At 44.7% G+C, this 11,888-nt stretch carries 13 protein-coding genes; 12 read left to right on the top strand and 1 reads right to left on the bottom strand.

Annotated elements, in window-relative coordinates; genetic code table 11:
* Positions 1-158: 158 nt before the first annotated feature.
* Positions 159-2,048 (bottom strand): anaerobic carbon-monoxide dehydrogenase catalytic subunit, encoded by a 1,890-nt coding sequence (gene cooS / locus cpu_RS08560; protein WP_075859600.1) that lies wholly within the window; start codon positions 2,046-2,048, stop codon positions 159-161.
* Positions 2,049-2,219: 171 nt separating this feature from the next.
* Here cooS and rpsF point away from each other — a divergent pair, with 171 nt between their 5' ends.
* The 12 genes from rpsF to cpu_RS08620 all read left to right on the top strand — a co-directional run bounded on the left by rpsF (position 2,220) and on the right by cpu_RS08620 (position 11,534).
* Positions 2,220-2,510 carry a 30S ribosomal protein S6 gene (gene rpsF, locus cpu_RS08565; RefSeq protein ID WP_011342983.1) on the top strand — a complete coding sequence of 97 codons (291 nt, stop codon included), beginning with the start codon at positions 2,220-2,222 and terminating at the stop codon, positions 2,508-2,510.
* Positions 2,511-2,528: 18 nt separating this feature from the next.
* A complete protein-coding gene (locus cpu_RS08570) occupies positions 2,529-2,957 on the top strand; it encodes a single-stranded DNA-binding protein (RefSeq protein WP_075859601.1) in 429 nt (142 codons plus the stop codon).
* 18 nt (positions 2,958-2,975) lie between these two features.
* Positions 2,976-3,206: a 30S ribosomal protein S18 gene (rpsR, locus tag cpu_RS08575; protein WP_075859602.1), complete on the top strand. Its 231-nt coding sequence runs from the start codon at positions 2,976-2,978 to the stop codon at positions 3,204-3,206.
* Between the two features lie 127 nt (positions 3,207-3,333).
* Positions 3,334-4,320, top strand: coding sequence for a YybS family protein (locus cpu_RS08580; protein ID WP_077177263.1), 987 nt, complete (start codon positions 3,334-3,336; stop codon positions 4,318-4,320).
* Positions 4,298-4,753, top strand: a complete 456-nt coding sequence (rplI, locus tag cpu_RS08585; protein ID WP_075859604.1) for a 50S ribosomal protein L9 — start codon at positions 4,298-4,300, stop codon at positions 4,751-4,753. Before cpu_RS08580 ends, rplI begins: the two co-directional genes overlap by 23 nt.
* Positions 4,754-4,755: 2 nt before the next feature.
* A complete protein-coding gene (gene lonC / locus cpu_RS08590) occupies positions 4,756-6,675 on the top strand; it encodes a Lon family ATP-dependent protease (protein WP_075859605.1) in 1,920 nt (639 codons plus the stop codon).
* A gap of 11 nt (positions 6,676-6,686) precedes the next feature.
* Positions 6,687-8,018, top strand: coding sequence for a replicative DNA helicase (gene dnaB / locus cpu_RS08595; RefSeq protein ID WP_075859606.1), 1,332 nt, complete (start codon positions 6,687-6,689; stop codon positions 8,016-8,018).
* A 168-nt stretch (positions 8,019-8,186) separates the two neighbouring features.
* Entirely contained in the window at positions 8,187-8,849 is a 663-nt protein-coding gene (locus tag cpu_RS08600; protein ID WP_075859607.1) for a hypothetical protein, read from the top strand.
* Positions 8,850-8,870: 21 nt separating this feature from the next.
* Positions 8,871-9,959, top strand: coding sequence for a ferredoxin oxidoreductase (locus cpu_RS08605; RefSeq protein ID WP_075859608.1), 1,089 nt, complete (start codon positions 8,871-8,873; stop codon positions 9,957-9,959).
* Between the two features lie 13 nt (positions 9,960-9,972).
* Complete coding sequence (locus cpu_RS08610; RefSeq protein ID WP_075859609.1) at positions 9,973-10,716, top strand: thiamine pyrophosphate-dependent enzyme; 744 nt, start codon at positions 9,973-9,975, stop codon at positions 10,714-10,716.
* Between the two features lie 2 nt (positions 10,717-10,718).
* Positions 10,719-11,282 (top strand): 2-oxoacid:ferredoxin oxidoreductase subunit gamma family protein, encoded by a 564-nt coding sequence (locus cpu_RS08615; protein WP_075859610.1) that lies wholly within the window; start codon positions 10,719-10,721, stop codon positions 11,280-11,282.
* Between the two features lie 15 nt (positions 11,283-11,297).
* Positions 11,298-11,534: a 4Fe-4S dicluster domain-containing protein gene (locus cpu_RS08620; RefSeq protein ID WP_075859611.1), complete on the top strand. Its 237-nt coding sequence runs from the start codon at positions 11,298-11,300 to the stop codon at positions 11,532-11,534.
* Positions 11,535-11,888: the final 354 nt, after the last annotated feature.

An 11,888-nucleotide genomic window follows, 5' to 3' on the forward strand; every position in this document is an offset into this window, starting at 1 on the left:
AATATTTGTTTAAAGGAAGATTTTACAGCTATAAAAAGCCAATTTGCGCCTAAAAAATGTTACTTTTTCAGTCCTCTCGGACGGTTCTTACAGTGACCATTTTCCGTTATTAAAGACAAAAAAACTGCCAGCGATAAGCTCGCTGGCAGAACCGTCCCTTAAATACCCAGTTTGGCGCGGCGGTCGTTGATGTGGGCAAGGATATCATCGGCAACTTTGACGGGGTCGCTCCCCACGGCTATTCTTCCGCCGGTGATACTGGGGAGGTCCCGGGTTAAAAGTTTTACCAGGTTTGGTGCACCCATCACCGGAGGATCCGGAGCTACATGGGTATATAAGCCATAGGCTAAGGCAAAGAGGGCGTCAATGGTAGCTTTTTGTTCCATGTACATGGGAGCGGTCACGGCTACCGGCAAATCGGCGGTGTCAACGTTTAAGGCGTTGGCTAAGGCTGTTACCACTAAAGAAATTCGGCCGGTGTCGGTACAGGTCCCAAAAGAAAGTACCGGTGGAATATTTAAGTTTCGGCATACTTCACTAAGTCCTGGTCCGGCTAAGTTTATCGCATCCAAATTACAGAGTCCGGCAACTTCAAGGGCATGGTTGCCGCAGCCACCGGATAAGATCAGGATATCCCGCTTAATTAACTCTTTTGCCAGGTTTACGGTGACGTAGTCCTGAGGACCGTTCTTTAAAGTAGTGCAATTGATAAGTCCAACCGCTCCTTTAATCTTTCCGGCTTTAATAACTTCAATTAAAGGATTTATGCTGCCACCCAAAGCTTTTAAAATAGCTTCCGGGGTGAAACCGGTGATGGCTTTTTGGATGTTGGCGGGAATTTTGGGGGTAATTTTTCCGTGGCGTTTGTTTTTAAAGCTGTCAACGGCGATATCAATGATTTTTTGCGCGATTTCCCGAACTTCACTGGGCTTATAGTCAAGGAAATGGTGAATACCCGGAAAACGTACCAGCCGGGATACCGAGACTAATGTTGCTCCGTATTTTTCCGCTAAAGGTCCTAAATTGGGCGGTGAGCAGTTCATATCCATCGCCAAGACATCAACGGCTCCAGTGGCCAACATCGGCTCAATAGTTAGCCAGTTGCCGGTTAGACCCCGGAAAACTTCGTCCTTTTGGAAGCGCTGTACTACTTCCTGGCCGCTTTCAATACTGCCGTAAATTCTAAGGCCTTTGGCACCGGCGGCTTTGGCTTTATCCTGGTTTACCGCTTCTTTAGCCGCTAAGATTAAAGCCACCCCGACAAACGGTTCGTGACCGTTAAAGACGATGTTGATGTAATCCGCATCAAAGATGCCCAGGTCCACATCCATTTCATGGGGCATACCGGTACCAAATAAAATATCCTGCACCAGCTCAAGGCCTATCTGGGCACCGTAAATACAGGAAAGTCCGAGCCTTAGTCCTTTAGTTGCTAAGGATACATAATCCCCGTCGACGTTGGTAAGGCAGCTGGCGGCGGCATCTTTTAGCTCGTGCAGGGGACCGGCCGGATAAATCCCAAGCTTACGCCAGACTTCTTTTCGTTTTAAAGGAGCGTAGACCTCAATCATTTTCCCCGGTTCGTCATAGTCCCGGTATAACTCCCAGATTAAAAAGTCGGAAAGACGTACTGCCACATCTTCCGGTTTGCCTTCGGTGTTTAGCTCTAAATCCTTGGCCATCTGGTAAAGTTTATCTTTATCGGTAATGGTAAAGGGGGTGTTACCGAGAGCGGTCATTTTTAAAGTTTTATAAGCTTCATAGGCATGGTAAGTATAGGTTGAAGTACCCATTACGTTTCTTAATAGCATGTAGCGCATTGCCATGCCATCGGCGTTAATTCCGCAGACCCCCAGGGTTGCTCCAACCTTTTCGTTTATCCGGCAAGGACCGTTACTGCAGAGCTGACAGGAAACCCCGAGCTCGCAGTAATTGCAGCGGATCTTTTCCTGGGGGTCAAAACGGTCAAAACAGTTGGAAAGCTGGTCTTCGGCTAATCGCTGATATAGCTCGTTAACCGATGGGTGAATGGACGTTTTTGTAGCCATTTTACCTACCTCCTCCAAAAAATTTTCTTTTTTAGTTTGGTATTTAAAAGAAAAAAATATACATAAGGTTGCCAAAATAGCTTGGGAGTGTTATAATTTTTGCGGCAAACTGTACTACCCTGCTCTATCCAGCGAGATAGGGCCATAGTCCAGAGGGAGGAGGTGTAAGTAATGCTGCGCCAGTACGAAGTAATGTACATTTTGCATCCGGAGCTTGATGCGGAAAAAACCGAAAGCATTATTGAGAGATTTAAAGGGATGATTGAACAGGAAGGCGGCGAAGTAACCAAAATCGACCGCTGGGGCAAACGGCGTTTTGCCTATGAAATTAAAAAGCTCCGGGAAGGCTATTATGTGGTAATGAACTTTAAAGCCAAAGCGGAAACTGCACAAGAGCTTGACCGGCTTTTAAGAATTTCCGATGATGTTGTGCGGCATATTGTTATTCGGGAAGACAAGTAACCTTTTGGGGTGAATTTTATGTTTAATAAAGTTATTTTAATAGGGAGGCTGACCCGGGACCCGGAGCTTAGACATACACCCCAGGGAACGCCGGTAGCATCGATAACGGTGGCGGTGGACCGCCCCTTCACTACTAAAGAGGGTCAGCGGGAAACCGATTTTATTGATGTAGTAGTCTGGCAGAAACTTGCCGAAACTGTCGCCCGGGTTTTATCTAAAGGGCGGCTCATTATGGTGGAAGGTAGGCTTCAAATTCGAAGCTATACCGATAAAGAAGGGCAAAAACGCAGGGTTTATGAAGTAGTGGGAGAAAACGTCCGGTTTTTGGATAAACCTAAGACTGCCGGGGTAGCCCCAGCTACTGCCGGTGAATTCCCAGCGGTAGATTTTGACCCGGCGGATTTTGGAACCGAAATTGAAATTAGTGATGAAGATATCCCATTTTAAAGTAAGGGAGGTAGGGCTGTGAAAAAAGAAAAAGGTGGCCGCCGCAAAAAGCGGGTTTGTGCTTTTTGCATGGACAAGATAACGGATATAGATTATAAAGACGTAAATCGTCTTAAAAAATACATTACCGAGCGGGGGAAAATCCTTCCCCGGAGGATTTCCGGGAACTGTGCCCGGCACCAGAGACGCCTTACAACTGCTATTAAACGGGCGAGAATTATGGCGTTACTGCCTTTCACTGTAGAATAAACGACTAAAAAAAGGAGCTTTTTAGCTCCTTTTTTTAGTTTTATTGCAAGTTCCAGCGATTTACTCTATAATTATTTGCAACTTACGATTATAATTAAAGTTGAATTAATATAAACGAGGTGATCTTTTGAACAGCACTCGACAGTTGGTGGAAGGAGCTTTTTTAGCGGCTATTACCGCGGTATTGGTTATTTTAAGCGTTTACTTTCCGCCCTTAGCGGTAGTAATAGATTTTATTACCCCTGTGCCTATTGCTGTTTTGGTAGTAAGGCACTCAACCAAAGTTGGTATTTTAGCGGTGGGAGTGGCCGCAATCCTTCCCCTTCTAACCATGGCCGATCCGCTTTCGGTTTTAACGGTTCTTTTTAAAACAGGACCTCTGGGGCTTGTTTACGGTTACTTTATTAAAAGAAACCTAAAGCCAACCCTTACAGTAACTGCCGGCATGGTTGCTGGAACGATTGGAACGGTTCTGACCTGGGGAGTAACGTTTTTCTTAACCAAAATTAACCCTTTTGCTATTGGCCGGGATATGGAAGAAGCTGGGAAGCAAGTCCTGGAGTTTTACTATAAGTCAGGGCTTATTAAGCCCGGGACTGAACAGGCGAAGATGCTAGCTGATACTTTTGCTCAAATGCCGAAAATAGCAGAGCTGTTATTTCCTGGAGCAATTATTATTTCTTCCTTAATTTTTGCCTATTTAACCTTTATTATTACGAAAAAGCTTTTAAAACGGCTTGGGTACGATTATCCCGATTTACCACCTTTTCGCTTCTGGCGGATGCCAATATGGGTACTAGTGGTAATGGCGGTTGGCGTACTGATGTTTTCGGGTTTTGCCAAGTATCCGCTTCTAAGCAAAATTGGTTTTAACCTTATATATATTACCGGCTTTTTGTTTTTTGTAAGCGGACTTAGTATAACCGTTTTTGCCTTTAAAAACGACGTAATACCGCCTCTTTGGCGTACCTTTTTAATTGTTTTTGGGATTTTATATCCACCTATGGCGATGTGGTTTATATTGGTTCTGGGAATGTCCGATACATTATTTGATTTTCGGAAAAAGTTTAGGGAATCCGGGAGGGTGAATGATGAAGGTAATTCTACTAACTGAAGTGAAAAAGCTTGGAAAAAAAGGGGATGTGGTGGAAGTAGCCGAAGGCTATGGCCGGAACTACCTGATAGCCAAAGGTCTTGCGGTAGAGGCTACCGAAGGGAAATTAAAAGAATTAAAGGAGCAAAAAGAGGCTAGAGACCGCCGGAAAGAAAAAGAACTGATGGAAGCACGGGCCCTGGCGGAAAAGATAAAAAGTATCGAAGTAGTTTTATACGGTAAATGTGGTGAAAACGGTAAGCTTTTTGGGGCTATTACCAGTAAAGATATAGCTGATGCTTTGGAAGGGGCCCATAAAATAAAAATTGACAAAAGGAAAATTGAACTTAAAGAAAACATCAAAGCTCTAGGAGTTTATCCGGTGGATATAAAGCTTCATCCGGAGGTTTCAACCAGGCTTAAAGTAGTGGTTAAAGAAGAAGGAAGGGGTTAAAATTGAAATTTTTTTTACTGCCCAAAGAACGGCGGGAATTAGAAAAAAAAGTCGAACTAGTTGGAAATGTTTTAACCAATTTATATGGTCCAGATAAGCTTATTTTAAAAGCTGCTAAAGTAGAAGCGTTAAAACTAATTCAATCAGAAAAATTAGAAGAAAAGGTTTTGGGTTTTCAGAAAATCGTCTTTGAAGACCCGTCGTTAAATCGGGTACCGGCTAGTGGCGAGCTTTCCGAGATTTTAGAAAAAATTGAAGATCAGATAGCAGACATCTTAGCCCGCCGGACGGTAGAAGAAGATTTAGAACGTAAAGTAGAGCGGAAGATGCAAGAACGCCACGAAGAGTATTTAGACGAAATTCGGCGCCAGGTCTTAAAAGAAAACGGAAACGTAGAAAACGCTCAAACCCTAAAGAAACTAGCCCACCTGGAAAAGTTGGAAGAAACGAAAATTGCTGCGACTGCTATGTCGTTTTTACGTCCTCAAAGCTTTTCGGAAATAGTAGGACAGGAGCGGGCGATTCGAGCCCTTCTGGCCAAATTGTCTTCGCCTTTTCCGCAGCATATTCTTTTATATGGGCCTCCGGGTGTAGGTAAAACCACCGCTGCCCGGCTATGCTTGGAAGAAGCGAAAAAGCGGAAAGGGTCGCCTTTTGCTCCGGATGCTCCCTTTATCGAGGTGGATGGAACTACTTTGCGCTGGGATCCCCGGGAAGTAACCAACCCCCTTTTGGGTTCGGTGCATGACCCTATCTACCAGGGTGCCCGGCGAGATTTAGCGGAAACGGGAGTACCGGAACCCAAGCTTGGACTTGTGACCGAAGCCCACGGTGGGATTTTGTTTATCGATGAAATTGGGGAACTTGACCCTCTTTTACAAAATAAGCTTTTAAAAGTTTTAGAAGATAAACGGGTGTTTTTTGACTCCGCCTACTACGACCCCGATGACCCCAATGTTCCCAAGTACATTAAAAAAATCTTTGAGGAAGGTGCTCCGGCCGATTTTATTTTAATTGGGGCTACGACCCGCTCACCGGAAGAAATAAATCCGGCGCTAAGGTCTCGCTGCGCTGAAATCTTTTTTGAGCCCTTGGGGCCTGTAGAAATAAAGGAGATTGTTTTAAATGCCGCCCAAAAGCTAAATGTCAAACTTGCTCCAAATGTGCCGGAGTTAATTGCCGGCTATACGGTGGAAGGGCGAAAGGCGGTTAACATCTTGGCCGATGGTTACGCAGTTGCTCGGTTTAAAAATCCAGATGCGGGCAATTTAACAATTACTGTCGATGATATATTAGAGGTAGTTAGCGTAAGTCGAATTACTCCCAATAATTTAGTTAAGGGTAGCGATACCTATGAAATAGGTAAAGTATTTGGTTTAGGGGTATATCAATACTTGGGGTCGGTTTTAGAGATTGAGGGGATAGCGTTTGATGCCAAAACTCCCGGACGGGGAACAGTACGGTTTAACGATACCGCCGGCTCCATGGCTAAAGATTCGGTATTTAACGCTTTGTCTTCTATCCGAAAAATCACTGGCCTTGATCCCCAAAATTATGACCTCCACGTAAACGTAATAGGGGGAGGGAATATTGACGGCCCGTCGGCCGGAGCGGCTTTGTTTTTGGTGATGTATTCAGCTATTACCAAAACTCCTCTCCGCCAGGATATTGCTATTACCGGGGAGATTTCGGTACATGGCCGGATTAAACCAGTGGGAGGTATTCCGGAAAAGATTTACGGAGCCAAACAGGCAGGAATTAATACCGTATTAATACCGCATGATAATTTAAAAGATGTTCCCCGGGGCCTCTTAGGAATTAAAGTAGTCCCGGTAAAAACGGTGGAAGAAGTGGTGGAGATTGCAACCCAAAAGCCCCTTTTCAATTCTGGAGCTAACACCTTAACCACCCGGGCAGTGTAGGAGGATTCTTTATGGATGAGCTTTTAAAGCTTCCTCCGCAAAATATTGATGCCGAACAGGCGGTTTTAGGGACTATATTAACTAAAGGGGAAAATCTCTATAAAGTAATTGAGATCTTAAAGCCTGAGGATTTTTACCGGGAAGCCCATAAATTAATTTACCAGGTAATGCTCGATTTAAATGAAAAAGGCGAGCCGATTACCCTGTTAACGGTAACTGAAGCCTTAAAACAAAAAGGCGAATTGGAGCGGGCAGGGGGAGTATCGTACGTAGCTTCCCTTTTGGCAATGGCAGTACCGGAAACCACTTTAGAAAGTCATGCCGATATTATAGAAGAAAAAGCAATATTACGGCACTTAATCGATCTTTCAGAACAAATAAAAAGGCTTAGCTATAATGAAAAAGACGCCGAAAGCATTCTAGAAGAAGCGGAACGGCTGGTTTTGGAAGTGGGGATGAAACGAAACCAGCAGACCTATACCGCGGTAAGAGAAATAGTTTACGAGGCCATTGAGAGGATTGAGTTTTTATATCAAAATCGGGGCAATATTACCGGAATACCCACCCACTTTTATGACTTGGACCGGATGTTAAATGGGTTGCAAAAAAGCGACCTAATTATTATTGCGGCTAGGCCGGCGATGGGAAAAACCAGTTTTTGTCTTAATATAGCCCAAAATGCTGCCATTAAAAGCGGGGTACCGGTAGCGGTTTTTAGCTTGGAGATGTCGAAAGAGCAGTTAGTCACCCGGATGCTAACTTCGGAGGCTATGGTGGACCAACACCGGGTACGGGCGGGCGAGCTTAGTGATGAAGACTGGCTTAGGCTCACGGAAGTGGCGGGGGTTTTAGCTAGAGCCCCTATTTACATTGACGACACCCCGGGTTTAACCATCCGGGAGCTCAGAGCCCGGGCAAGAAGGCTTAAGCAAGAGAAAAATGTTGGTTTAATCATCATTGACTATCTCCAGCTTTTAGGAGGCAGCCGCCGGGCGGAAAGTCGTCAACAGGAAATTTCCGAAATTTCCCGGGCCTTAAAGGGTCTTGCTAAAGAGCTGGACTTGCCGGTAGTGGCCTTGTCGCAACTTTCCCGGGCGGTGGAAGCGCGGCAGGATAAAAGGCCTATTATGTCGGATTTAAGGGAATCAGGTTCCTTAGAGCAGGATGCGGATATTGTCATGTTTATTTACCGGGAGGAGTATTATAAGCCTGAAACGGAAAAGAAAAGCATTGCGGAAATAATAATAGCAAAACAAAGAAACGGCCCTACCGGAGTGATAGAGTTAGGCTTTTTAAAAGAATTTACCAAATTTGTAAACCTTGCAAAAAAGTATACGGAATAATTTTTTTGTTAAAACTTGACGTTTTAAAGAAATTAGAGGTATACTAATTTAAAACGCAGCATTAGACGGGACAAAGGTACTTTGTCCCGCTTTTGCGTTTTTAGGGGATATTATACAAAAATAAATTGCCTTAATTAAAAATTATATAACAGTTTAGGATGATACCGAGTGCGCATTGTGGAAGCTTTTATTGGCGAATACGCCAGCGGTAAGAGTGAAAATGCCGTAAACCGGGCCCTGGAGCTAAAGAAGAATGGGCGTACCGTAAACTTGGTTGACCTCGATACGGTAGAGCCCTTTTATACCCTGACACCCATAAAAAAGGAGTTAGAAGCCCTGGGGCTTAAGGTACTGGCCTGGGAACGAAATGAGGCCTTAGGTTTTGGTGAAACAGGAGTGCTTTTAAAGCCGGAAGTTCGCTGGGCTCTAAAAAACCCCGGAGACGTAATTTTTGATGTCGGATATGGCGTTGCTGGCTCTAAAAGCTTAAACTTAATTGAAGGGCTTGAGCAGGAACCAAATTTAAAAATTTATGCGGTTATCAATGTTTCCCGACCGATGACCAGGGAAATAGACGATATCGTTGAACATGTTCGGAGTATCGGACGGGTGGATGGTTTAATAAATAATACCCACCTTGGTGATGATACTACTTGGGATGTGATCTTGGAAGGAGAAGAAAAAGTATTAAAAGCAGCCAAAATTTTAAATCTGCCGGTATTATGGACGGCGGTAGACCAAAAACTAATTAACGGTAATGAAGAAAATATTCAAAAGCTTAAAACCCCGGTTAAGGGGTTAATAAGATACATGCCAAAAACCTTTTGGTAATACTACGAGGAGGTGCCAAAAATGGCAAACAAGCCAGTTACCGGGGAGCAGAGAGTCTTCATGACCGGGAACGAAGTAATCGCTTATGCGGCGATTATGGCCGAAGCGGATATTATGTATGGTTACCCGATTACTCCCCAAAACGAAATTATGCACTACTGGACAAGACTTGCCCCCAAGTACGGCAAAAAATTTTTGCAGACGGAAGATGAGCTGTCTGCAGGATTTACGACCTTGGGCGGGGTTTTAGCCGGGCGGAAAGCCTTTACCGCTACCGCCGGTCCTGGCAATACCCTAATGCAGGAGCCTATGTCCATGGCGGAAATGATGCGGATACCCTCCCTGTTAATTGTCCAGCAGCGAGGCGGCCCATCTACTGCCACTGTTATTTATTCTCAACAGGAAGTAACTATGACTACCTATGGGGGCAACGGAGAAGGCTTTCGCATTGTTTATTCTACCGCTACCCACCAGGATCTTTACGACTATGTCATTAAAGGCTTTAATACTGCCTGGAAATACCGCTTCCCAACCTTTATCTTAGGGGACGGTTATCAAGCGAAAATGCGGGAATCCTGTATTATGTACGATCCAGCAGAACGCGGCATCGAGCTTGTTAAACCCACTCCCTACATGGGTGCTCCCGGAACACCCGGTATTGACCGAAAACCAAGTCATATGCGGAACACCTACAATACCGAAGAAGAACTGTATGAAGTGGTCATGAATATTGCCAAAGCGTACGAAGCCATTATTCCGGAAATAGTAGAGTTTGAAGAGTTAAACGCCTTTGAAGCTGATACCGTAATCATTGCCCACGGGGTGGTTTCCCGGGCGGCAAAAGGAGCTGTAAAAGAACTTTTAGCCCAAGGCGAGAAAAAAGTTGGTTATTTCCGACCAATTACCCTAAGACCTCTAGCTGTAAACGAACTCCGGGAAATCGCTTCAAGAGCGAAAAAGCTAATCATTGCTGAATCGTCCTATGGCCAGCTTTTAAAGCAAATTAAAGAAGCAATTTACGGCACTGATGTAGAGATTCACACTATCTTAAAGCCGGGTGTGGGCATCACCCAGGAAGAGATCGTGGCCAAGTACCACGAGGTTAAATAAGGGAGGGATATAGGTGAATTATCCGCAAATTCCTAAAAGCTGGAATATAGAATCAAAACCCCATAAATTCTGCCCCGGCTGCGGCCACGGGATAGTATTAAAAGCTTTAGGCCAGGCAATTGACGAGCTCGGCATTCAGGATAAAGCAGTTTTTGGTGTAGATATTGGCTGCTCACTCTTAGCCTGGGACTTCTTTAACGTTGATACCATTCAAACCCACCATGGCCGTACTACACCGGTTATTACTGGAATTAAACGGGCAAACCCAGAATTAATTACCATAGCTTACATGGGTGACGGCGGCGGCTATGCTATCGGTTCCCAGCACTTAGTAAACGCAGCTGCTCGTAATGAAAAAATTACCGTCATCTTAGTCAATAACACCAACTACGGGATGACCGGAGGACAGATGGCGCCTACCACTCTTCCCGGGCAAAAGACGGAAACTACTCCTTACGGTCGGGATGTCAACGAAGCCGGCTATCCCACTTTAGGCCCGGAGATGGTAGCGGCAATAACCCAGGAGGGAGCATATGTAGCCCGGGGGACGGTAGCTAATCTTCGCCAGTTAAAAGGATTTATTAAAAAAGCTCTCGAAAACCAGATGGCGGGCAACGGCTTTTCCTTTGTCGAAGTGCTTTCCGGATGTCCCACCAACTGGCGGACCAATGCAGCCGAAACCTGGAACTTTATTGAAAAAACCATGACCCAGTACTTTAAAGTTGGGGAATTAAAAGTACCCGGGAAGGGGGAATAAAAATGGCGAAGGTCGTAAAAATAGCCCTGGCGGGAGAAGGTGGCCAGGGGGTGCAGTCGGTGGCGGAAATCATTGCTGAAGCGGCCAACGAAGAAGGACGGGAGGCAATTTATATCCCTAACTTTGGAGTAGAGCAGCGCGGTGGCGTTTCCATAGCCTTTTTGCAAATTGGCGATGAACCCATAGGCAGTCCTAAATTTGAAAAAGGGGACATTGTGGTGGCTCTTTCCGATAGGGCTGTTCGGCGGACCCGGCAGTATGTGGACGAAAATACTATTTTTGTTTACGACAGCAGTATAGAAGGGGTAGAGCAGGATTTACCTACTAATGCCAAAAAAATCTTAGCTATCCCTGCGCTGGAAGTGGCAAAAAAAGAGCTTCACCCCCGGGTGTTTAACGTCATTATTATGGGGGCAGTACTGGAAGCTACCCGAGTAGTTTCCATGGAACAAGCGAAAAAAGCCATTGAAAAGAAACTCGGTTATAAGTTTGAAAAAGCACCGGAACTTCGGGAATTAAACTATAAAGCCATTGACCGGGGCGCTTCCCTGGTCCGGGAACAGTAGAAGGGGGGAAGACCGGTGGAATTTAAAGGAAGAGTCCTTGAGCATCCTAAAGGGACCTGGACAATTTACCCGAGTCTCTGCAAAGGCTGCGGTCTTTGCATTGAAAAATGTCCAACAAAAGCCATTACCTGGTCAGAGGTATTAGGCGTCTACGGCACCCCTTCGGTGGAGTCCAATAATAAATGCATTGCCTGCGGCATTTGCCAAATGGTTTGCCCTGACTGCGCCATTTACGTCGAAAAGAAAAAGTAGTAATTTAGGGACAGTCCCCAAATTATCCTGGTACGGTAATTTTAGGGACTGTCCCTATTTTTATACTTTGGGGGAGAGCTTTTTCCAAGAGCAAATCGTTTTTTAAACCAGAAAGAATTTATCATATAATTGTTCGCGGCAATAAAAAAGAGGCAATCTTTCACGGGGAAAAGGATTACCTTTTCTTTTTAAATCTCTTTCAAAGCAAATGGAAAGAGCATCAGATAAAAGTTTATGCGTTTGCACTAATAATGATAGGACTGTCCGAGACCCCTGAAAAAAGTATTATAAAAAATAGAAAATGTAGAATAAAATAACAATAGCCCCTAAATTTATGATATAATTTATGTATAA

Origin of the sequence: Carboxydothermus pertinax, from assembly GCF_001950255.1 — a bacterium.
GTDB lineage: Bacteria > Bacillota > Z-2901 > Carboxydothermales > Carboxydothermaceae > Carboxydothermus > Carboxydothermus pertinax.

Coding starts and splice junctions, on each gene's coding strand:
- cooS (WP_075859600.1), bottom strand. CDS start 2,048: ATGGCTACAAAAACGTCCATTCACCCATCGGTTAACGAGCTATATCAG.
- rpsF (WP_011342983.1), top strand. CDS start 2,220: ATGCTGCGCCAGTACGAAGTAATGTACATTTTGCATCCGGAGCTTGAT.
- cpu_RS08570 (WP_075859601.1), top strand. CDS start 2,529: ATGTTTAATAAAGTTATTTTAATAGGGAGGCTGACCCGGGACCCGGAG.
- rplI (WP_075859604.1), top strand. CDS start 4,298: ATGAAGGTAATTCTACTAACTGAAGTGAAAAAGCTTGGAAAAAAAGGG.
- dnaB (WP_075859606.1), top strand. CDS start 6,687: ATGGATGAGCTTTTAAAGCTTCCTCCGCAAAATATTGATGCCGAACAG.
- cpu_RS08605 (WP_075859608.1), top strand. CDS start 8,871: ATGGCAAACAAGCCAGTTACCGGGGAGCAGAGAGTCTTCATGACCGGG.
- cpu_RS08615 (WP_075859610.1), top strand. CDS start 10,719: ATGGCGAAGGTCGTAAAAATAGCCCTGGCGGGAGAAGGTGGCCAGGGG.